This window comes from Sphingomonas adhaesiva (assembly GCF_002374855.1).
Lineage (GTDB): Bacteria > Pseudomonadota > Alphaproteobacteria > Sphingomonadales > Sphingomonadaceae > Sphingomonas > Sphingomonas adhaesiva.
This window is the reverse complement of record NZ_NWVC01000001.1, coordinates 897,781-919,597: the sequence shown is the minus strand read 5'-3', so window position 1 is coordinate 919,597 and position 21,817 is coordinate 897,781. Positions and strand designations below refer to the sequence as shown.

The following is a 21,817-nucleotide window of genomic DNA, read 5'->3' as shown; positions in this document are numbered from 1 at the left end:
GGACGGCATGTCCGACCCCCTCGACCGGATCGCCGCCGCGCTGGAGCGGCTTGCCCCGCCATCGCCCGCCAACGCCGACCCGCTGGCGCACCCCGCTTATGTCTGGCGCGACGGCGCGCTGGTCGCCGCGCGCGCCTTCGCGCCGCTGCCGCTGGCGATGCTGCACGGGGTCGATGCGCAGAAGACCGCGCTGACCGACAACCTGCGGCGGCTGGCGGCGGGCCATGCCGCGCAGGACACGCTGTTGTGGGGTGCGCGCGGCACCGGCAAGTCCGCGCTGGTGAAGGCGGCGGCGGGCGCGGTGCAGGGCGAGGGCGGCGCGCTGGCGCTGGTCGAGGTGCCGGGTGACCGGCTGGCGACGCTGCCCGCGCTGTTCGACACGATCGCCGCGGTGCCGCGCGCCTTTGCGATCTTCCTCGACGATCTGGGGTTCGACGCCGCCGGCGACGCGCGCGGGCTGCGATCGCTGCTGGAAGGCGGGGCGGAGGCCCGGCCCGCAAATGCGCGGCTGATCGTGACGTCGAACCGCCGCCATCTGGTGACCCGCGACATCCGTGAACAGGACAGCGCGATCAATCCGCGCGATTCGGTCGACGACCAGTTGGCGCTGGCGGACCGTTTCGGGTTGAGCCTTGGCTTCCACGTCGTCGATCAGGACGGCTATTGCGCGATCGTGCGCGGCTATGCCGATCGCTACGGCCTGCCGTTCGATGCCGCCGATGCGATCCAGTGGGCGACGCGGCGCGGCAGCCGGTCGGGCCGGGTGGCGTGGCAATATGTCGTCGAACTGGCGGGGCGCGAGGGGATCGCGCTGACCTGATGCGCTCCGGTGGCACGCGATGGCACCGGCGGCGTGCCGGTGCGTTGACGCGGCGTCCTTTCCACCACCGGAGATACGATCATGTCGACCGCCGATGCCAAGGTTTCGAACAGCAAGACCGGCCTGACCGATTCGCTGCGCCAGCATTTCTCGGGCGATGCGCCGCTGACGCAGAAGGCCAGCGGCTTCGTGAAGGAGCGGCCGTGGGCCAGCCTGGCGCTGGCCGGGGTCGCCGCCGCGGCGGTGCTCAACACGCTGCGCGGCGCGCGCGGATAAGCGATGGGACGGGGTGCGGTGTCGCACCCCGTTTCGTCATGCAGTGACCGGGGCGAGCAGCCGTTCGCGGCGCGCGACGATTACCGGGACCAGCATCTGGCCGGCGACGTTGGTGGCGGTTCGCCCCATGTCCAGGATCGGGTCGATCGCCAGAAGCAGGCCGACCCCCTCCAGCGGCAACCCCAATGTCGACAGAGTGAGCGTCAGCATCACCGTCGCACCCGTCAGCCCGGCGGTCGCCGCCGACCCCAGCACCGATACCGCCGCGATCACCGCATAGTCGGACAGGTGCAGCGCGATCCCGAAGAATTGCGCGACGAAGATCGCCGAGATCGCGGGATAGACCGCAGCGCAGCCGTCCATCTTGGTTGTCGCGCCCAGCGGCACCGCGAAGGCGGCATAGGCGCGCGGCACGCCCAGCGCGCGCTCGGTCAGTTCCTCCGTCACCGGCAGCGTGCCGACCGAGGATCGCGAGACGAACCCCAGCTGGATCGCAGGCCAGGCGCGGCGATAGAACCATGACGGGCTGAGGCCGTGGAGCGCCAGCACCGTCGGGTAGACGACGCACAACACCAGCGCGAGGCCGAGATAGACAGCGAGCGCATAGGTGCCCAGCGACGTCAGCGTCGTCCAGCCGTAGCGGACCACCGCGTCCCCGATCAGCGCCGCCGACCCGATCGGCGTCAGCGCGATGACCCAGCGCAGCAGCCGGCGGAAGACCGCCAGCGCGGAGGCGTTGAACGCAAGGAATCCCGCGCCGGCATCCCCCACGCTGACCGCCGCCGCGCCGATCGCGATCGCCGCGACGATGATCTGCAAGACGTTGAACCCGACGATTGTCGTCGCCGCGCCATCGGTCAGCGTCGTACTGGCGGTCAGGCCCAGCATGTTGGCGGGCACCAGCCCCTTCAGGAAATCGAGCCATGACCCGGTCGTGGACGGCGCGGCGGCGGTCGCGGGGCTGACCCCGGCGTGCAGACCGGGCTGGAGCAGCAGCCCCAGCGCGATCCCGATCGACACCGCCGCCAGCGCGGTGAGCGCGAACCACAGCAGCGTCTGCGCGACCAGCCGCGCGGCGTTGTTAAGATCGCGCAGCGCGGCGATCGACCCGACGATCGCGGTGAACACCAGGGCGGGGACCAGCGCCTTGAGCAGCTGGACGAAGATCTGCCCCAGCGTGTGGAGTGTGGTGCCCAGCGGCGCATCGGCCCCGCCCAGGCTACGCGCGGCGAAGCCCAGCGCGAGACCGGCGGCCATGCCGATCGCCACCTGTACCCCGAAGCCGGGCAGGCGGCCTGCGCGCGCGGTGCTCATCGCGCCGCCGCCCGCGCCAGCGCGGCGCCGAACAGCGTGAAGAAACCGCGATTGGCCGGGCATGGCGCGCCCTGCCATTCGGGGTGCCATTGCACCGCCAGCACGTCGGCGGCGACGTCATGCGCGGTGATCGCCTCGATCACGGCATCGTCGGCGGCCACCGCCTCCACCGTCAGGCCGGTGCCCAGCCGGTCGATCGCCATCTGGTGCACCGAATTGACGTCCAGCCGGCCGCAGCCGCTGATCCGCGCCAGCTTGCCGCCGGGGGTCAGATCGACCGGGTGCACATGGTCGAACAGGTCGGCGTAATCGTCCGCCCACGTGCCGCGCAGGTGCGATCCCTGGTCCAGCGTGCGCAGCGAGCCGCCGAACAGCACGTTGATTTCCTGCAATCCCCGGCAGATGCCGAACACCGGCTTGCCCGCCTCGATCATCCGTCCGGCGAGCGACAGCGCGACGATGTCGCGTTCCGGATCGGTCGCCCCCGCGCTTCGATCGGTACAGTCCGACGCCAGCGCGACGTGCGAGCGCGCGCCGGTCAGCAGCAGTCCGTCGAGGCAGGCGGCGGTCGCCGCGACGTCGATCGCATCGGTCACCGCGGGGACGAGCAGGACGGTCGCGCCGCACCAATGGGTAACGGGGGCGATGAAGCGGGTCGCGACCGCCTGGATCGGGCGCGCGGCCTGTTCGTTGCCGCACATGATGCCCACGACCGGCCGCCGCGCGGCGCCGCCGGTCATGCCGCCTCTTCCAGCGTGTCGCGCAGGTCGGCGGCGCCGGCGGAGTCGAGGTGGACCGCTTCGGGCTGGACCAGCACGCTGCCGGGCGCGACGTCGGACAGCAGCCACACGTTGCCGCCAATCACCGACCGGTCGCCGATCGTGACGCGCCCCAGGATCGTCGCCCCGGCATAGACGATGACGTCGTTGCCGACGATCGGATGCCGAGCCAGCCGGGCGCGCGGCGATTGCGGCGCCAGCCCCAGCGCGCTGCGCGCGCCCAGCGTCACATGCTGATACAGCCGCACGCGGTCGCCGATGATCGCGGTTTCGCCGATGACCACCCCGGTGCCGTGATCGATGAAGAAATGCCGGCCGATCGTCGCGCCGGGATGGATGTCGATCCCGGTGCGCTCGTTCGCCAGTTCGGACATCAGCCGCGCGACGATCGGCGCGCCCAGCTGGTGCAGCTGGTGCGCGATGCGGTGGTGCAGGCTGGCGATCGCGCCGGGATAGCAGACCAGGATTTCGTCGACGCTGCGCGCGGCGGGATCGGCGAGGAACGCGGCCTCGACATCGCCGTCGATCAGCCGGCGCACCTCGGGCAGGGTAGTCGCGAACAGCCGGACGATCGTGGCGGCCTGATGTTCGGGGAAGTCGGCGCTGGCCTCTTCCTGCCAATAGCCGATCTCGGCGGCGACCTCGCGTTCCAGGTCGCGCAGCCCGGCGATCAGCTTGGCGGCGACATAATCGTCCTCGCTCGCCGCGGTCGGCGCGCGGTAATGGCCCAGCCGGCGCGGGTAGAGCGCGGCGGACAATGTATCGACGATCGCCGCGATCGCATCGCGCGAGGGGAAGCTGCCGATGTCGCGGCGATGATCGTGACGGCGGCGCCAGTCGGCGCGGGCGGCCCGCAGCCCCGACACGGTATCGGGAATGGTCATGTGACGACGCGCTCCTACGCCCTTACTCCAGTTGTCCGATAGGATATGGCTTGCACGCGCGAAGTCGATAGCGCGGCGGGCAAAACCTGCGTCGCGGGGCGGTAGAAAAACTATGCGCTCACCGCGGCAGCGTGATCGTCGCGCACAGCCCGCCACCGTCGCGCGCGCTCAACACGATCTCGCCACCCGCCTCGCGCACGATCGAGCGGGCCAGCGCCAGCCCCAGCCCGATCCCGCCGGTATCGCGATTGCGCGAAGTTTCCAGGCGGATGAACGGATCGAACACGTCGTCCAGCCGCTCCTGCGGGATGCCGGGGCCACGATCGGCGACGTGGATCGCGGCGTGGCGTTCGCCCGCCTCCAGCGTGACCTCCGCCGCGCCGGCATATTTGACGGCGTTCTCGATCAGGTTGCGGATCGCGCGGCGGATCAGCGAGGGGCGCAGCCGCATGCGCAGCCGCTCCGCTTCCTCGAACGTGACGGCGGCGCCCAGATCGCGGAAGTCCTCGACCACGGCATCGACCAGCGCGGCCAGATCGACCTCGGTCGGCGGCTCGCTGGGGCGGCCCATCCGCGCCAGCGACAGGATGTCGTCGAGCGTCCGGTTCATCTCCGCGATCGTCTCGACCATCCGCGCGCGGTCGGTGTCGTCCTCCACCGATTCGACCCGCACGCGCAGCGCGGCCAGCGGGGTGCGCAGGTCGTGCCCGATCGCGCCCAGCATCCGATCCTTTTCGTCCAGCATCGCGGTGACGCGCAGCCGCAGCGCGTTGAACGCGGCGATCACGGCCTTCACATCGGGCGGGCCGTTCTCCGCCAGCGGTACGGGCGCGGACGAAGGCGAATAGCCGCGCGCCGCAGCCGCCAGCTCCCGCAAGGGCCGCGATATGCGCCGGGCGATCCACAGCACCGGCAGCAGTACCGCGCCGTACAGGATCAGCGTCTGCGCCAGCAGCCGCCAGAACAGCCGCGAATCGTTGCGCGACCATGGCGAGGCGACGACCAGCCAGCGCCCCGACGGCTGCTGCACCGTCATCACCAGCGCGTCGCGACGCTGCGGCGCCACGCCGTCGCGCGCCATCATCCGCCGCTCGATACGGGTCGGGCGCAGCGCATATTGATCCGGGGACGCGAGCGCGACGGCGACGTGGCGCACCGGCACGCCCAGTTCGGCTAGCTGCGACGCCAATTCGTGCGCCAGATCGGGCTGGTCGCGCATCGCGGGGGTCAACGGGCTGGCGACGGCGATGCGCACGCGCCCACGATCCTGCGACAGCGGACGGCCCTGCGCCTCGCGATCGAGCGCGTCGGCGATCTGCACCGCGGCGGGGCGGGTCGCCTGCGCCACGCGGAAGGCGGTGCGGTCGCGCAGGATCAGTGCCAGGTTGAACGCCTGCGCCACGAACAGCGCCAGCGCGACCAGCAAGGCCATCTGCCCGGCCAGGCTGCGCGGCCAGGGGAGGCGCCGGGTCACGGGCGGGACGTCTCAGGCCAGCGGGTCACAGGCGCGTGACGTCGGTCGACAGCGCGTAGCCGCCGCCCCAGACGGTCTTGATGATCTCCGGCGACTTGGGATCCGCCTCGATCTTGCGGCGCAGGCGGCTGACCTGATTGTCGATCGCACGGTCGAAGGCGGCGGCCTCGCGCCCCTGCGTCAGGTCCAGCAGCTGGTCGCGGGTCAGCACCTGCCGCGGGCGCTGCACCAGTGCGAGCAGCAGATTGTATTCGCCGGTGGACAGCGCCACCGACACGCCTTCGCGATCGACCAGCGCGCGCTCCCCGGTCTTCAGCACCCAGCCGGCGAAGGCGTAGGAGCCGCTTTCCGGCGCATGCTGGCGCAGACCGCCGCCACCCGCGGCGCGGCGCAGTACGGTCTTGATCCGCGCCGACAGTTCGCGCGGGGAAAACGGCTTCACGACATAATCGTCGGCGCCCATTTCCAGCCCGACGATACGGTCGGTTTCCTCGCTGCGCGCGGTCAGCAGGATGACGGGGGTGTCGCCGTTGGCGCGGATGTGCCGGCAGAGCGACAGGCCGTCCTCCCCCGGCATCATGATGTCGAGGACGATCAGGTCGATCGCATAGGCGGCAAGGCGCGTCCGCGCGCTTTCCGCGTCGCCCGCCTGCGTCACGCGGAATCCCTGCTTGGTCAGATAGACCGCCAGCGGTTCGCGGATCGAGCGTTCGTCGTCGACGAGCAGAAGGTGCGGCGTGTCGCCCATGGCGTCCGGGATTGGCATGGCGGATACCCCGATGGGAAGCCCCCGCGCCCGTCGCGGCGGACGGGCGCGGGGTGTGCGATCAGTTCGCGCCGTTGTCGGTGCCGCTGGGGGTGGGGGCCGTGTCGCCGCCGGTCATCCGCGCGCGCATCAGCAGGCGCGCGGCCTGCCGCTCGCGCGCGTCGACGACGCCGTCGTGGTTGGTGTCCATCCGATCGAACATGCGCAGCGCGCGTTCGCGGAAGTCGGCCTGGGTGATGTCGCGCGACTTCATCCCGCGGCGCTTGCCGGCATGATCGGGGTCGCCGCGACCCGCGGTGGCCGCGTCGGCGCCGCCGCGCGCGGCACGGCGTGCGTCGCGCCAGGCGTGGCGTTCCTCGGCGGTGACGGTGCCGTCGTGATTGGCATCCATCGCGGCGAAGCGGCGATCGGCGGCGGCGATCGCCTCTGCGCGGGTCTGCGAACGGGCGGCGTCCGGGGCAGGGGCGGCGGGGGCGGCAGCGGGCGCGGCCTGCGCCGCGGCCAGCGCGGGCGCGCCGCCCAGCAGCGCGCCGCCAAGCGACAAAGCGATCAGGAGGGGTTTCTTCACGGGCGATCCTTTGGAAGAGGGGTTCGACGGCGGCCGATTAGGGGGATGCCGCCGTCGATGATCCTTCGTACCCGCCGCCTGTCGTCCACCTGTGTCGCCGCAGCCCCGAAAGTGTCGCGAAATGTATCAGCCGAAGATGACGACCGACTGCATCTGCTCCGCGACCTTCTCCCCGCGCGCATTCCACACGCCCATCACCTGTGACGAGCTGCCCGCGCGCGCATAATCGGCGTCGGAACGCAGCAGCCACCAGCCGTCGTCGGTGGCGGGCGTCGGGCCGAGGATATTGAGCATCCACGTCAGCGAGCTCATCGGCACGTTCTTGCCCAGGATGCGCAGCGCCGCGGGCGGCAGGCAATCGGCGATCGCGACCAGTTCCACCATCGGATCGATCCCGTCGCGATCGTTCAGACGCGTCCAGCGCAGCCATTCCGCGGGCTTCAGCGCGGGGCCGTCGCGCCGGTCCAGGAACTCGAACTGCTGCGTGAAGGCGACATGGGGATTGCCCTTGAACGTGGTATCCGCCGGGCCGGGGCGCGGGAAATCGGGGGCGGGGGTGTCCTCATGGTCGATCGCGCTGTCGACCGCGCGCATGAACACGAAGGTGCAGCGCAGGCCCAGCCCGGCCTCGCTCTCCACGTTCGCCTCGATGAAGGCGGCGTTCTTGCCGCGCCGCAGGCGGCGGGTGGTGACGGTCACCGGGCCGGCGAGCGGGCCGATGAAGCTGACCTGTGCCGACCGCAGCGGCGGCAGGTCGCTGTCCGACCGCATCGCGCAATGAAGTGCGATCGCGCTCGACAGACCGCCATAGGCGGTGCGCCCCTGCAGCCAGTTGTCGGGGATGATGCCGCGCCAGCTGGCGCCATCGTCCTGCGGCTCCAGCGCCGCCAGCACGTCCTTCAGATTCATGTCGTGGCCCTTTCGTCAGGCGAAGTCGCCGGCAGCCAGCCGGTCGCGCAATTCGCGCTTCAGCACCTTGCCGATCGCGCTGCGCGGCAGTTCGTCGGTGGGGTGGAGCGCCGACAGCCGCTGCGTCTTGCCCAGTTTCGCGTTCGTTTCCGCCAGCACCGTCGCGGCATCGGCGGTGGCGCCTGCGCGGGGAACGTAGAAGCCGACCGGGGTTTCGCCCCATTGCTCGCTCGGCACGCCCACCACGGTGCCGTCGGCGACCGCGGGATGCTGCGCCAGCACCGCCTCGATATCCGAGGGGTAGATGTTGAACCCGCCGGAGATGATCATGTCCTTCTTCCGGTCCATCAGGATCAGGAAGCCGTCCTCATCGAAGCGGCCGACGTCGCCGTGGCGGATGAAGCGTTCGCCCTGCGGCGAGATCCAGGTTGCGTCGGCGGTCGCCTGTTCGCGGCCGTGATAGCCGTTCATCATTGCGGGCGATCGGCCGACGATCTCTCCGGTCGCGCCGGCGGGCACTTCGTTGCCGTCGTCATCGATCAGGCGGATGTCGTGACCGGGCATCGGGCGGCCGACGGTGTGCAGCTTGTCGGGATGTTCGGTGGCGTTGAGGCCGCAGCTGCCGCCGCCCTCGGTCATGCCGTAATATTCGACCAGCAGGCCGGGCCAGCGCGTCAGGACGTCGCGCTTCAGCTCCGGCTTGAACGGCGCGGAGGTGCACGTCTTGAACCGGAACGACGCAAGGTCGAAGGTGTCGAAATCCGGCAGCGCCATGATCCGCTGGTACTGCACCGGCACCAGCATCGTGTGCGTCGCGCGATAGTGCTGCGCCAGTTCGAGATAGCGGTGCGCGTCGAACTTCTTCATCAGCACCACGCTGCCGCCCCAGGCGAGCGTCGGCAGGAAGCTGACCAGCGTGGTGTTCGAATAGAGCGGCGTCGCCAGCAGCGTTACCGCGCGGTCGAACCCGGCGCCGGCGTTGCGCGACAGATGCTGCCAGCGCATCGCGTGGCTCTGCACGATCCCCTTGGGAATGCCGGTGGTGCCGGACGAATAGATGATGTTGAACCCGTCCTCGGGCGCGATCGTGACCGGCGTGGGCGCGGCATCGTCGGGGGCGAGCCAGGCGTCCAGCTCCTCCAGCATCACCACCCGCGCGGCGATCGCCTGCCCTGCCAGCGCGGCGGCGTTGGCGGCATCGAGGAAGACGAGGTCGGCGCCGGAATCGGCGATCATGCCCGCGATCTGTTCCGGCGTCGCCGACGGCTGAATCGGTGCGGCGACCGAGCCGGCGCGCAGCGTTCCCAGGAACACGGCCGCCTGCGCGACCGAGGGATAGGAGACGGAGGCGACCGCCTGCCGCTGCGCCGTGCCGTCGCGTTGCAGCGCGGCGGCGATGCGATCCATCAGCCGATCGAGATCGCCGTAGCCGATCGCGCGATCGTCGTCGGCGATCGCCAGCTTGTCCGGGACGCGCAGCGCATGGGCGCGGATGAGATCGGGCAAGGTCCCGAAATCACGGTCGAGCAGATCGGCAGCGGTGGTCGTCATGATCGCCATGGCTAGGCGAAGCGGATCGCGAATGCCATACGCGATCTTCGAAAACGATGGGAGCGGATGATGCGGGACGCAGTGGCGATCGTGACCGGGGGTGGAACCGGGATCGGGGCGGCGGTGGTGCGGCGGCTGGCGGCGCGCGGGGTGCGGTGCGTGGTCAATTATGCGTCGAGCCGCGACGATGCCGAGGCGCTGGTGGCGGAGGTTGGCAATGGCGCGATCGCGGTGCGGGCGGACATCGTCGCCGACGATCAGTGCCGCGCGCTGGCCGCGGCGGCGGTGGATGCGTTCGGGCGGATCGACTTCCTGGTCAACAATGCCGGGCGCACCAAATTCGCCGCGCATGAGGACATGGACGCGCTGGATGCCGAGGATTTCGTCGACATCTACCGCCTCAACACGATCGCGCCGTTCCAGATGATCCGCGCCTGCGCGCCGCACCTGCGCCACAGTGACATGGGCGCGGTCGTCAACGTAGCGAGCGTGGCGGGGGTGTTCGGGATCGGATCGTCGGTCGCCTATGCCGCGTCGAAGGGCGCGCTGATCACGATGACCAAGAGCCTGGCGCGGGTGCTGGCGCCGGCGATCCGCGTCAATGCGGTGGCGCCCGGCTATGTCGGGACCGGCTGGTTCGAGAAACGGCTGGGCGAGGAAGGATTCGCCCGGCTGAACGACAAGGTCGCCGGCGCGCTGCCGATGGCGATGGCGGCGGGGCCGGACGATATCGCCGGGCCGATCGAGATGCTGCTGGACCCCGCCAGCCGGGTGATGACCGGCGAGGTCCTGCTGCTGGACGGGGGCGGGCATCTCGACATCGGGATGAGCCGCCGCCCGGGTCGGGAAATCTAGCGCAAGGTCTAGCGCGCCGGGGTCGAGGACTGGCCGAACAGGATGCGCGCTGTTCGTCGGTCATCTCGGCGGGCTGGGCCTGGATCTCGCGCCCCTTGGCATAGGCGCGCTCCACCGCCGGGCGCGCCTTGATCGCCGCGTGCCAGCGCGACAGGTTGGGAAAGTCGGCCATGTCCTGTCCCTGCGCCTCGGGCAGGATCCATGGGAAGGCGGCCATGTCCGCGACGGTATATTCGTCGCCGATCACGAACTCCCGCCCTTCGAGCCGGCGGTCAAGGACGCCGTACAGACGGTTGGTTTCCTTCACGTACCGGTCAATCGCATAGGGGATCTTCTCCGGCGCGTAGCGGCCGAAATGGTGGTTCTGCCCGGCCATCGGTCCCAGGCCGCCCATCTGCCACATCAGCCATTGCAGCACGTCGACATGCGCACGCGGGGAGGCGCCGCCGAACTTGCCGGTCTTGTGCGCGAGATAGAGCAGGATCGCGCCCGATTCGAACACGCTGATCGGCGCCCCGCCGTCGGTGGGGGCATGATCGACGATCGCGGGCATCCGGTTGTTGGGCGCGATGGCGAGGAAATCGGGCGCGAACTGTTCGCCCTTGCCGATGTTGACGGGGTGGATCGTGTAATCGAGGCCCGCTTCCTCGAGGAATATCGTGATCTTGTGGCCGTTGGGGGTGGGCCAGTAGTGCAGGTCGATCATGCGCTGTCTCCATCGGGAGCGCGGAGAGTGGGGACGAGCAGCGCGACGATCAATGCCGCCACGCCGATCAGCACCCCGGCGATCAGGAACGCCAGCCCGTCGAACCCGCGCGCCGCGCCCCACGCCAGGCTTTGCGCGGCGAGCAGCGGGCCGATGATCGCGGCGACCGAATTGAGGCTGCCCAGCCCGCCCTGCAACGCGCCCTGCCGCTGCGCATCGACCAGCCGGCTGAGCAGCCCGTTCATCGCAGGCCATGCCAATGCCCCCAGGCAACCCACGAGGAAAAAGGCATAAACCTGCCACCCCTGCGTCGTGAAGGCATAGGCGAGCAGCGTCGCGGCGCTGCACGCCAGGCCGAGCACGGCGGTGGTCCGTTCCCCCAGCCGACGCACCGTTCGGGCGGTGAGCGTCACCTGCACGATCAGCTGGAGCAGTCCGACCCAGGCGAGGCTCCAGCCGATCTGCGTCGCGCTCCAGCCGAAGCGGATCGTCGCCCAGAAGCTCCACACCGCCGGGTAGACGACCCCGCCGACCTGCCACACGAACCACGCCACCAGCAGCGGCGCGGCGCGTCCGGCGGCGAACAGCGGGCGGAACGCGCCGATCACATGCGCGTCGCGCAGCACGAAGGGGCGGCGGTTTTCCGGGCGCAGGGTTTCGGGCAAAAACAGGAACATGGCTGCGGCATTGAGTGCCGCCAGCGCGGCGGCGGCGACGAACGGGGCGCGGTGGCCGAAGGTCGCGACCAGGCCGCCGAGCGCGGGGCCGATGATGAAGCCGATCCCGAAGCACGCGCCGAGCAGGCCGAAGCCGGCGGCGCGGCGTTCGGGCGGGGTGACGTCCGCGATCACCGCGCCGGCCGGACCGAAGCTGGCGCCCGCCACCCCCGCGACGAGGCGGCCGAGGAACAGCCACGCCAGCGTCGGCGCCCAGGCCATCAACGCATAGTCGAGCGCATAGGCGAGCATCGCCAGCATCAGCACCGGGCGGCGGCCGAAGCGGTCGCCGAGATTGCCGAGGACCGGCCCGGCGAAGAATTGCGCCAGCGCGAAGGCGGCGAGCATCCAGCCGGCGATTCGAGTCGCCTGGGGCAGGGTGACGTGGCCGATCTCCACGATCAGCCCGGGCAGCACCGGCATGACGATGCCGAAGCCGATGACGTCGACGACCACCGCCGCCAGCACGATCGGCACCGCACGATGATCGAAACGCACCCCGATTCCCCTGTTTTGCCGCGGACGGTAGCCCCAAAACGGCCCCCGCGACACCGTTTGCGCGCGGTGGGGAGCGGTCGGCGGGGGGTGATGCGCGTGACCGGAAGAGGTCTTGGCCGCCGAAACGCGCCTGCCGCGGCGTTTCGAGCGCTGTGCGTGACGCGCCTCTTGCCGCCGCCTTCGCTTCGCGCTTTGCATCGCGCGGCAAACGTGCCATGGGTGGCGAGCATACCCGATCTTCAGAATCGGGAACCCAATGCGATCACGCGGAGAATGATGTCATGGCCACCGCCCCCGAACTGGACCGCCCCGCCGACGCGCTCGACGGCTTCCGTCAGGAAGTGCGCAGCTGGCTGGAGGCGAACTTCCCCCCGTCGCTGAAAGGGCATGATAATTCCATGTCGGCGGTCGAGGGGCCGACCGAGGAGACGCCCGAGCAGAAGGCGTGGCGCGAGGCGATGGGCGCCAAGGGCTGGGGCGTGCCGACCTGGCCGAAGGAATATGGCGGCGGCGGGCTGTCGCGGGCCGAGGCGCGCGTGTTGCAGGACGAGATGGCGCGCGCCGGTGCGTGGAACCCGATCGGCGGCATGGGTGTGATGATGTTCGGCCCGACGCTGCTGGAATATGGCACCGAGGAGCAGAAGCAGGCGCACATCCCCGGCATCGTGCGCGGCGAGGTGCGCTGGTGCCAGGGCTATTCGGAGCCGGGCGCGGGGTCGGACCTGGCCAGCCTCCAGACCTTTGCTGAGGATCGGGGCGACCATTACGTCGTCAACGGGCAGAAGACGTGGACGTCGGGCGGGCAATGGGCCGACAAGTGCTTCGCGCTGGTGCGCACCGACAAGTCGCAGAAACATGCCGGCATCAGCTTCCTGCTGATCGACATGGATGCCGAGGGCGTCGAGACGCGGCCGATCCGCCTCATCAGCGGGCAGTCGCCGTTCTGCGAGACGTTCTTCACCAACGTGAAGGTGCCCAAGGGCAATCTGGTCGGGCGTGAAGGGCAGGGCTGGGAAATCGGCACCCGCCTGTTGCAGCATGAGCGCAGCTCGCTGTCGGGCGGCAGCGGTTCGGCGAGCCGGATGAACGCGGGCAAGAGCGTGCCGGAGATCGCCAAGAAGTATCGCGGTGCGGACGGCGAGGGGCGGATCGGCGATGCCGACCTGCGCACCCGCATCATCAAGCATGAGATGGACCAGCGCGCCTTCGCGCTGACGCTGCGGCGTGCCGCGCTGGAGGCCAAGGGCAATGCCGGGCCGTCGGCGGCGACCAGCATCATGAAGAACGTCGGCGCGCGCATCACCCAGGACCGGGCCGAGCTGAACATCGAGATCATGGGGATGCAGGGCCTGGGCTGGGACGGCGAAGGCTTCAGCGAGGACGAACTGGCGCAGACCCGCAGCTGGCTGTGGGGCAAGGCGGTGTCGATCTACGGCGGTTCGACCGAGATCCAGAACAACGTCATCGCCAAGCGCATCCTGGGGATGCTCGACCACCAGTAAGCGGTGCGGCGGTAATATCGGCTAGGCGCGGCGGCGGACGATCGCCGCGTCAGGAGAGGGCCGGGTAGAGGGGGGCGCCCGCCAAGAGGCGCCCCCTCCCCGGTTATCCCGGACGGACAGGGAGAGACGGCAGTGGCGGTACTCAACGACGAACAGGTGATGCTGCGCGACATGGCGCGCGAATGGGCCGACAATGAAGGCCCGGTCGGTGCGTTCCGCAAGATGCGCGCCGCGGCGCCGGCCGAGCGGTTCGACCGCGACGCCTGGGGCGCGATCGGCCAGATGGGCTGGGCGGGCGTGGTGATCCCGGAGGAATTCGGCGGGTCGGCGTTCGGTTACCTGTCGCTGGGGCTGGTGGTGGAGCAGCTGGGCCGCAACCTGACCGCATCGCCGCTGGCATCGACCGCGGTGGCGGCAAGCGCGATCGTGATGGGATCGTCCGACACCGCCAGGCAGACGTGGCTGCCGCAGCTGGCATCGGGCGAGAAGATCGCGACGCTGGCGGTGGACGAAGGGCCGGTCCATGACGGCGCGGTATCGGGCACGACCGTCGTCGGCGGGCGGCTGACCGGCGCCAAGCCGTTCGTCGCCGAGGGCGATGGCGCGGACATGTTCGTGGTGGCGGCGCAGGACGGGCTGTACCTGGTCGAGAAGGGCGAGGGCGTGACCGTCAGCCACCGCCACATGGCCGACGAGCGCAGCCATGCGCATGTCGCGTTCGACAATGCCCCGGCGGAGAAGCTGGGCGGGCCGGAGCTGACCGCGGCGGTGGTCGACCGCGCGGCGGCGGTGACCTGTGCCGAGATGCTGGGGATGGCGGAGGCCGCGTTCCAGCAGACCAACGATTACCTGAAGCAGCGCGTGCAGTTCGGGCAGGTGCTGTCGACGTTCCAGGCGCTCCAGCATCGCATGGCCAAGCAGTTCACCGAATTGCAGCTGATGCGGTCGGCGGTCGAGGGCGCGCTGGAGGCGATCGACGCGGGGCGCAGCGACGTCGACCAGGCGGTCAGCCTGGCGAAGGCGACCGCGGGCGAGACGCTGAAGCTGGTCAGCCGCGAGATGGTGCAGTTGCACGGCGGCGTGGGCATGACCGACGAATATGACGCCGGCCTGTACCTGAAGCGTGCGGCGGTACTGGAAGTATTGTGGGGAAACAGTGCGTTCCACCGCGACCGCTTCGGGCGGCTGAACGGCTATTGACGGGGCGCCGCGCTGGGCCGCCGCGTCACGTCGACGCGGCGGACGATGTGCGATCGGGCGCGCGGCCATCGGCAGGCCGCGCGCCCGTTTTCGTTTGGAGTGCGACATAGAAGCATCGGTTGGTCCGCATCGGTAATATAACGCCATTTTTCACTTGTAATTCACTCTCCGAATCGCTCCAATCGAAGACGCGGTACGATCGTCAGGCAGATGCGACGACCGCGACGGGAGAGAGATGATGACGAGGTACACGCTGCTGGCCGCGTGCGCGGCCGCCTGTTTCGTGGCGCCCATGGCGGCTGCCCAGGCGACCACCGATGCCACCGCCGGACAGGCCGCGCCCGCCGACCAGACGACGACCGGGGCGCAGGACCTCAACACCGCCGACATCGTCGTGACCGCGCAGGGGCGCGCGCAGGCGCTGGCCGACGTGCCGGTGGCGATTTCCGCGGTGAACGCCGAGAGCCTGGCGCTGTCCGGCGCCAATGACATCCGCCAGCTCAACCAGCTGGCGCCGTCGCTGCTGGTGACCTCCACGGGGTCCGAAGCGAACGGTTCGCCGCGCATCCGCGGTATCGGTACGGTCGGCGACAATCCCGGGCTTGAAAGCTCGGTCGTGGTGCTGATCGACGGCGTCTATCGCTCGCGCGCGGGCATCGGCCTCAACGAACTGGGCGAGATCGACCGGGTCGAGGTGCTGCGCGGTCCGCAGGGCACGCTGGGTGGCCGCAATTCGTCCGCCGGCCTGATCTCCGTCGTCAGCAAGCGGCCGAGCTTCACCTTCGGCGGCAATGCCGAGGTGACCTACGGCAATTTCGATTTCTGGCGGCTGGCCGCCGGCGTGACCGGCCCGATCAGCGAGAACCTCGCCTTCCGGCTCGACGGCGTCTATGTGAAGCGCGACGGCTTCTACAACGATCCGGCCAACAAGACGACGATCAACGACCGCGACCGTTTCTTCGGCCGGGCGCAGCTGGTCTTCGAACCCAGCGACGCGATCAGCTTCCGCCTGATCGGCGATTATACGAAGCGCGACGAAAGCTGCTGCGCGGCGACCTATGTCAGCCCGACGATGAACGAATTCATCGGCAACCTGACCACGCCGGTCGCCTCGGTCAATGCCGGCGTCGCGGCGGGAAGCAACGGCAACAACATCATCAACGTGCTGCGCGACCTGGGCCAGAATCTGGGCGCGTTCAACCAGAATTACAGCCGCGACGTCTCCGTCACGCCGGGCCGCAGCTATGGCGGCAAGATGGAGGATTGGGGCGTGTCGGGGCAGCTCGACTGGGATTTCGGCGGCGCCAAGCTGACGTCGATCACCGCCTATCGCGACTATTACAACACCCAGGCCGGTGACGTCGACTACGGCACCGTCGACATCCTCTACAACGCCAACGACGGCAATAACCGCCGCCAGTTCCGCACCTTCACGCAGGAGCTGCGGCTGAACGGCAGCGCGTTCGGCGACAAGCTCGACTGGCTGGTCGGCGGCTTCTACATGGACGAGAAGTATCGCGGGCGCAGCAACCTGCGCTTCGGCAGCCAGTACGGACGCTTCGCGACCTGCCGCCTGATCTCGGGCGGTGGCCTTGCGGCGCTGTACAACCCTGCGGCGGCGGGCTGCGTCGCCAGCCAGGCGGCGTTCTCCGGCGCGTTCGGCGCGGCGGGCGCGCCGCTGCTCGCCTCGCTGCTGCGGCTCGACGGGCTGAACGATCGCGGCTCGACCATCGACCGCTATAACCAGAACACCACCAGCTTCGCGGCGTTCACGCACAACATCGTCCACATCACCGACACTGTCGACCTGACGCTGGGCCTGCGCTACACCAAGGAGAAGAAGCGCTTTTCCGCGACGTTCGGCAACGACAACGTCGCCTGCACGCAGAACCAGGCCGCGCTGACGCCGTTCCTGGGCAACGCCGCGCTGGCGGCGGTGGCCGGCGGTATCATCGGCCTGTCGTGCCAGGGCAATTCGACCGCGGAGCTGAACGGCGTCAGCATCGCCGACGAACGCAGCGAGGATGAATTCACCGGCACCGCGGTGGCGTCGTGGAAGCCGATCGACGACCTGCTCGTCTACGGCAGCTATTCGCGCGGGTACAAGGCCGGCGGCTTCAACTTCGACCGTTCGGCGCTGAAGGCGCCGACGCTGCCCTTCGCCAGCTTCGGCGGGGGCAGCGCGCAGGCGGGCGCGCAGGCGCTGGCGCGCAATCTGCAGTTCGATGCCGAGACCGTGAACGCGTTCGAAATCGGCTTCAAGTACGCGACCGGCCCGTTCAGCCTGTCGGCGGCGGCGTTCCGGCAGGATTTCAGCAATTTCCAGCTCAACACCTTCGACGGCACGGTCTTCATCGTCGAGAACGTCAACGGCTGTTCGTCGAGCCTGGGCGGCGGCGATCGCGACCAGAGCAAGTTCACCGCGGCGCCGAACTACAATGCCGCCGCGGCGACCACCGGCGCGTGCCCGAGCGGCGACGTCGGCTATGGCGTGCGGTCGCAGGGCGTCGAGCTGGAAGCGACGCTGGTCCCGATCCGCGATTTCCGCGTCACCGCCGGCCTGACCTATGCCGACACCAAGTTCCGCGACCAGCTGGTCGGCCGGGCCAGCGGCGCGCCGCTGAACCAGGCGCTGCGCAAGCTGCCGGGGCAGCAACTGTCGCTGGCCGCGCCGATCACGGTGACGGGGTCGGTCGCGTTTACCCCGGATATCGGCAGCAGCGGCCTGTCGGCGCTGTTCTACGTCGATACCCGCCTGACCGGCGATTATAACACCGGGTCGGACCTGTTCCCGCAGAAGGTTCAGGACGGCTTCGCGCTGGTCAACGCGCGTGTCGGCCTGCGCGGGCCGAGCCAGAAATGGGCGGTGGAATTCTGGGCGCAGAACGTCTTCAACAAGGATTATGCGCAGGTCGCGTTCAACTCGCCGTTCCAGGAAGGCGCCAACACCGCCGCATTCCAGGACCCGCAATATCCGGGCGGGCGGCAGATCTTCTCGAACTTCCTGGCCGAGCCGCGAACCTATGGCGTGACGCTGCGCGGGCGGTTCTGACCGGGCCGGCGGACAGGCGGCGGCATCGTTGCGATGCCGTCGCCGGTCCCGCCGGCATATCATTGTAACGAAATGTTTTTGATGTCGCATCCTGTCGCCGTGCCGGGTCGCAACGGCTAGCCTCGTCCGACAGAAGACACGAACGAGGAGAGGCGGATGGCCCCGATCACGCAGCGCCGGGAAATCGACGAGACCCTGGTCCTCAAGCGCCGCTGGATCACGCTGGCGCTGCTGACGCTGACCTATTTCTTCAGCTTCATGGACCGGCAGATCCTGGCGATCCTGCTGGAGCCGATCAAGCGCGACCTGTCGCTGAGCGATACGCAGCTGGGGCTGCTGTCCGGGCTGGTGTTCGCGATCTTCTACGCCACGCTGGGCATTCCGATCGCGCGGCTGGCGGACCGGACCAGCCGGCGCAACATCATCGCCGCCAGTCTGGCGGTGTGGAGCGTGATGACCGCATTGTGCGGCGTCGCGCAGAATTTCACCCAGCTGCTGCTGGCGCGTGTCGGCGTGGGCGTGGGCGAGGCGGGGGCGGGGCCGCCGAGCCAGTCGATCATCGCGGACCTGTATCCCCCCGAAAAGCGCGCGAGCGCGATGGCGATCTATTCGCTGGGCGTCCTGCTGGGCGGGGGGCTGGGGATCATGATCGGCGGGAATGTCGCGCATGCCTATGGCTGGCGCGCGGCGATGCTGGTGGTCGGCATCCCGGGCATCGTGCTGGCGCTGATCGTGCGATTGTTCGTCGCCGAGCCGCGCCGCGGCCTGTCCGACGTGCAGCGCGTCGCGGAGGAGGAGACCGAGCCGCTGCCGAGCATGTGGCGCGGCTTTCTGGCGATGCTGCACAATCCCGCGGCGGTGCATCTGGTGGCGGGCATGACGCTGACGTCGCTGGTCGGCTATGCGCTGACCGGCTGGGGGCCGAGCTACATGCAGCGGTCAATGGGCATGTCGATGCTGACCGTCGCCAATTACATCGCACTGCCCGCCGCGCTGGTCGGCGGGGCGAGCGCGCTGCTGGGCGGGGCGATCGCCGACCGGATGGCGAAACGCTACGGCCTGCATGCGCAGGCGTGGGTGATCGCGGCGATGAAGACGATCGCGTTCCCGTTCGCCGTATCCTTCTACTTCTTCGATTCCGTGCCGGTCGCGCTGGGCGCCTATTTCGTGTCGCTGCTGTTCGCGGGCGTCTATCTGGGGCCGACCTATGCGCTGATCCAGCATCTGGCGCCGCTGCGGCTGCGCGCGATGTGGGCGGCGCTGACGCTGCTGATGGTCAACCTGATCGGGCTGGGGCTGGGGCCGCTGGCGGTCGGGCGGCTGAGCGACCTGATGCAGCCGGCGCTGGGCGACCAGTCGCTGCGCTATGCGATGCTGGCGGTGGCGATGATGACCCCGGTGCCGATCTTCCTGTACTGGCGCGCCGGCGTGCTGATGCGGCGCGCGGCGGACTGAGGAAATCGTTCCGTTTTGGAACAATCGCTTGCCCCCCGGCCCGTCCCACGTATGAGAGCGGCATGATAACGCCTTCTGGGGGGAAGGGCAGGGGATGGACGATCAACACGGGCCGGTCGGCTATTGGGCGCCGCCGGCGGGCCTGACGGGTTACATCACCGCCTTCCACCGGTTTCGCGTGCCCGACGTGCCGGGCGGCTATCGCGACATCCTGCTGCCCAGCCCGGCGACGATCCGCATCGCGCTGCACGATGGGGCGCGCTGGTCGAAGCGCATCGGCAATCGCGTGTTCGACAATGTCCCGGACCTGGCGTTCATGGGGCCGACCAGCCAGGCGGGGCAGGTGGCGGTGGAGGGCAGCGGGACGCTGATCGGCGTCGGCCTGCGCCCCGCGGGCTGGGCGCAATTGTTCGGCGGCGACCTGTCGCGCCATGCCAACCGGGTCGTGCCGCTGGCGATGCTGGACGGCGGGGGCGAGGCGCTGCGCGATGCGCTGGCGGCGGCGGAGGCGGCGGGCGACACCCCGGTCGCGGCGTTCGCGGCGTGGCTGGAAACGCGGTTGCAGCGCCGCCCGCCCGCCGACCCGCGCGTCGCGCTGCTGACGCGATTGCTGGACGATCCCGCGACGACGCGGATCGAGGCGGTGGCCGAGGCGCTGGAGACGACGCCGCGCGCGCTGACGACGCTGACCCGCGCGACGTTCGGCTTCACGCCCAAGGTGCTGCTGCGCCGCAACCGGTTCCTGCGCGCGCTGTCGGCGATCCTGATCGACCCGGCATCCGGTGCGGAGGCGCTGGAGGCGGCGGGTTACTGGGACCGATCGCACTTCCTGCGCGACAGCCACCTGTTCCTGGGCTGCTCCGTGCGCGATTTCGTGCGGCAGCGCGGGCCGATGAACCAGCTGGCGATCCAGCGGCGGGTGGACGCGCTGGGCGAGGCGGTGTGAGGGGAAGACGTGGCGAGCTCCTCGACACCGTCGTGACATTCCGTCCGTCATGCCGGACTTGATCCGGCATCCATCGTGCCGCGAGTCCGCACACCTCGGCGTGTGCGGAACGGTGGACCCCGGAACGGGTCCGAGGTGACAGAGCCTGCGGGCGCGGGCGGCGCGCTTCCTCGGTCTTTCGGCCGCTGTTTCCCGCGATCAGCCGGTTCAGCGTGTGCGGAAGGGTGGATGCCGGATCAAGTCCGGCATGACGGAGGAGAGGGGGCGGCCCTGCCCATCACTCGCCCCCGCCGCTCAGCTTTCCAGTGCGCGGTCGTCGAACATGCCGAACATCAGCGTGGAGGCGTAGAGTGCGATCGCGCGGTCGCGGGGCATCGGCCAGGCCCATTTGCGCATGTCGAACGCGGCGTTGAGCAGCGCCATCATCGCCTGGCTGGCGACCAGGCAGTCGAGCGGGCGGATCGTCCCCTCGGCGATGCCGTCCATCATCGTGCCGGCGATGCGCCGCGCGATGCGGTTGGAGCGGTCGACCATCGACTGCCGCTCGCCCGCGGGCAGCCCGCTCAGCGCGGTGGTGCGCAGCAGCGACGCCTGATCCGAGAATTGCACCGCCAGCAGCGCGGCGACGGTATCGCACAATCGCTGCCAATGGGTGCCGCCCATGCGATCGGCCAGCGCCTGCGTCGCGGTGATCGTGTCGAAGCTGCGGCGGTAGCAGGCGACGACCAGATCGTCCTTGGCATCCAGATGGTGGTAGAAGCTGCCCTTGGTGACGTTCAGTTCCGACGCGATCCGCTGCACCGACGCGCCGCGATAGCCCAGTTCGTTGATGAGACGCGTGGCGGCGAGCAGGAACGCCTCGCGTCCCGGCACCACGTCATCGACCGGCACCTCCATCGGGCGCGGTGCCCAGCGCGCGGCCGGCCCGGCGACGCCGTTGCGGAAGAAGTCGATCAGCCAGCCTTCGATCCGCGCATATTGATCGGCATCGTAGCGCGGCAGCCAGACCGGCAGCCAGAAGATGTTTTCGAGCAGGACGTGCGCGCGCGCCCCCGCCAGATCGGTGCGCGCGCGGCCCAGATCCTCCCCCCACAGCGCGCGGGTGCGGCGGAACACCTCCCGCCAGGTGGTCATCAGCCGGCCACGCGCCGGCTCGTCCATGGCGCGCAGGTCGGACAGGACGGCGAAGGGGCGTTCTTCGCCCCGCTCGATCCGCGCCAGCCGCGCCATGTTGATCGCGATGAAGCGTTCGACGCGTTCCTGCGGGGTGGTCGCCTCCGCCGCTTCGTCCAGCATCGCCAGCAGATAGTCGAGCGTATGTTCGAAGGCGGCGGCGGCCAGATCCTCCTTGCGCTTGAAATAATAAGTGACGCTGGTGGTGTTCAGCCCGACGCGGCGCGCGACATCGGCGAAGGTCATGCCCTTCGCGCTCTGTTCGTTGATCGCCTCCGCCGCGGCGGCCAGAATCGCCTCGCGCTTTTCCCGGAAGCGGCGCGTGCTGGTGTTCTCGCTGATGTGGACGTCCCCCATCCGACACACGTTAGCA

Annotated in this window: 18 protein-coding genes and 1 pseudogene; 8 read left to right on the top strand and 11 right to left on the bottom strand. The window is 69.7% G+C overall.

Annotation, left to right across the window (positions count from 1 at the left end):
- Nucleotides 1–7 precede the first annotated feature (7 nt).
- Both COA07_RS04380 and COA07_RS04375 read left to right on the top strand, forming a co-directional pair.
- Nucleotides 8–820 (top strand): ATP-binding protein, encoded by an 813-nt coding sequence (locus COA07_RS04380; RefSeq protein ID WP_096640469.1) that lies wholly within the window; start codon nucleotides 8–10, stop codon nucleotides 818–820.
- A gap of 81 nt (nucleotides 821–901) precedes the next feature.
- The gene (locus tag COA07_RS04375; protein WP_066711848.1) at nucleotides 902–1,096 is read left to right on the top strand and encodes a hypothetical protein; all 195 of its coding nucleotides are present in this window, start codon (nucleotides 902–904) and stop codon (nucleotides 1,094–1,096) included.
- 36 nt (nucleotides 1,097–1,132) lie between these two features.
- On the opposite strand, the gene COA07_RS04370 is transcribed toward COA07_RS04375, so the two are convergent.
- The 8 genes from COA07_RS04370 to COA07_RS04335 all read right to left on the bottom strand — a co-directional run bounded on the left by COA07_RS04370 (nucleotide 1,133) and on the right by COA07_RS04335 (nucleotide 9,341).
- Nucleotides 1,133–2,410: a dicarboxylate/amino acid:cation symporter gene (locus COA07_RS04370; RefSeq protein WP_066711849.1), complete on the bottom strand. Its 1,278-nt coding sequence runs from the start codon at nucleotides 2,408–2,410 to the stop codon at nucleotides 1,133–1,135.
- A complete protein-coding gene (locus COA07_RS04365) occupies nucleotides 2,407–3,150 on the bottom strand; it encodes a gamma-glutamyl-gamma-aminobutyrate hydrolase family protein (RefSeq protein WP_174525841.1) in 744 nt (247 codons plus the stop codon). The genes COA07_RS04370 and COA07_RS04365 overlap by 4 nt, the downstream gene beginning before the upstream one ends.
- Nucleotides 3,147–4,073: a serine O-acetyltransferase EpsC gene (gene epsC, locus COA07_RS04360; RefSeq protein WP_066711850.1), complete on the bottom strand. Its 927-nt coding sequence runs from the start codon at nucleotides 4,071–4,073 to the stop codon at nucleotides 3,147–3,149. Before epsC ends, COA07_RS04365 begins: the two co-directional genes overlap by 4 nt.
- Nucleotides 4,074–4,191: 118 nt before the next feature.
- The gene (locus COA07_RS04355) at nucleotides 4,192–5,505 is read right to left on the bottom strand and encodes a sensor histidine kinase (RefSeq protein ID WP_083956944.1); all 1,314 of its coding nucleotides are present in this window, start codon (nucleotides 5,503–5,505) and stop codon (nucleotides 4,192–4,194) included.
- Between the two features lie 67 nt (nucleotides 5,506–5,572).
- The gene (locus COA07_RS04350; RefSeq protein WP_066711852.1) at nucleotides 5,573–6,295 is read right to left on the bottom strand and encodes a response regulator; all 723 of its coding nucleotides are present in this window, start codon (nucleotides 6,293–6,295) and stop codon (nucleotides 5,573–5,575) included.
- Between the two features lie 79 nt (nucleotides 6,296–6,374).
- Entirely contained in the window at nucleotides 6,375–6,881 is a 507-nt protein-coding gene (locus tag COA07_RS04345; protein ID WP_141396471.1) for an EF-hand domain-containing protein, read from the bottom strand.
- A gap of 126 nt (nucleotides 6,882–7,007) precedes the next feature.
- Nucleotides 7,008–7,790 (bottom strand): acyl-CoA thioesterase, encoded by a 783-nt coding sequence (locus tag COA07_RS04340; protein WP_066707399.1) that lies wholly within the window; start codon nucleotides 7,788–7,790, stop codon nucleotides 7,008–7,010.
- A 15-nt stretch (nucleotides 7,791–7,805) separates the two neighbouring features.
- Nucleotides 7,806–9,341 (bottom strand): class I adenylate-forming enzyme family protein, encoded by a 1,536-nt coding sequence (locus tag COA07_RS04335; protein ID WP_066707413.1) that lies wholly within the window; start codon nucleotides 9,339–9,341, stop codon nucleotides 7,806–7,808.
- 69 nt (nucleotides 9,342–9,410) lie between these two features.
- Between COA07_RS04335 and COA07_RS04330 the strand changes: the two genes are divergently transcribed.
- Nucleotides 9,411–10,196: an SDR family NAD(P)-dependent oxidoreductase gene (locus COA07_RS04330; RefSeq protein ID WP_066707411.1), complete on the top strand. Its 786-nt coding sequence runs from the start codon at nucleotides 9,411–9,413 to the stop codon at nucleotides 10,194–10,196.
- Between the two features lie 169 nt (nucleotides 10,197–10,365).
- Here the strand turns inward: COA07_RS04330 and COA07_RS04325 are convergent.
- Together COA07_RS04325 and COA07_RS04320 are read right to left on the bottom strand one after the other, a co-directional pair.
- Nucleotides 10,366–10,902 (bottom strand): annotated as a pseudogene (locus COA07_RS04325) (glutathione S-transferase N-terminal domain-containing protein); the annotation flags it as partial.
- Entirely contained in the window at nucleotides 10,899–12,116 is a 1,218-nt protein-coding gene (locus COA07_RS04320) for an MFS transporter (protein ID WP_245841993.1), read from the bottom strand. The gene COA07_RS04320 and the pseudogene COA07_RS04325, both read right to left, overlap by 4 nt.
- Nucleotides 12,117–12,397: 281 nt before the next feature.
- Here COA07_RS04320 and COA07_RS04315 point away from each other — a divergent pair, with 281 nt between their 5' ends.
- The 5 genes from COA07_RS04315 to COA07_RS04295 all read left to right on the top strand — a co-directional run bounded on the left by COA07_RS04315 (nucleotide 12,398) and on the right by COA07_RS04295 (nucleotide 20,271).
- The gene (locus tag COA07_RS04315; RefSeq protein ID WP_066707395.1) at nucleotides 12,398–13,618 is read left to right on the top strand and encodes an acyl-CoA dehydrogenase family protein; all 1,221 of its coding nucleotides are present in this window, start codon (nucleotides 12,398–12,400) and stop codon (nucleotides 13,616–13,618) included.
- A 132-nt stretch (nucleotides 13,619–13,750) separates the two neighbouring features.
- Nucleotides 13,751–14,818 (top strand): acyl-CoA dehydrogenase family protein, encoded by a 1,068-nt coding sequence (locus COA07_RS04310; RefSeq protein WP_066707392.1) that lies wholly within the window; start codon nucleotides 13,751–13,753, stop codon nucleotides 14,816–14,818.
- Between the two features lie 238 nt (nucleotides 14,819–15,056).
- Nucleotides 15,057–17,870 (top strand): TonB-dependent receptor, encoded by a 2,814-nt coding sequence (locus COA07_RS04305; RefSeq protein WP_066707405.1) that lies wholly within the window; start codon nucleotides 15,057–15,059, stop codon nucleotides 17,868–17,870.
- Nucleotides 17,871–18,026: 156 nt separating this feature from the next.
- The gene (locus COA07_RS04300) at nucleotides 18,027–19,325 is read left to right on the top strand and encodes a spinster family MFS transporter (RefSeq protein ID WP_066707389.1); all 1,299 of its coding nucleotides are present in this window, start codon (nucleotides 18,027–18,029) and stop codon (nucleotides 19,323–19,325) included.
- Between the two features lie 94 nt (nucleotides 19,326–19,419).
- Complete coding sequence (locus tag COA07_RS04295) at nucleotides 19,420–20,271, top strand: helix-turn-helix domain-containing protein (RefSeq protein ID WP_066707386.1); 852 nt, start codon at nucleotides 19,420–19,422, stop codon at nucleotides 20,269–20,271.
- Nucleotides 20,272–20,565: 294 nt separating this feature from the next.
- Here COA07_RS04295 and COA07_RS04290 read toward each other — a convergent pair whose 3' ends face one another.
- Entirely contained in the window at nucleotides 20,566–21,801 is a 1,236-nt protein-coding gene (locus tag COA07_RS04290) for a TetR/AcrR family transcriptional regulator (RefSeq protein ID WP_066707384.1), read from the bottom strand.
- Nucleotides 21,802–21,817: the final 16 nt, after the last annotated feature.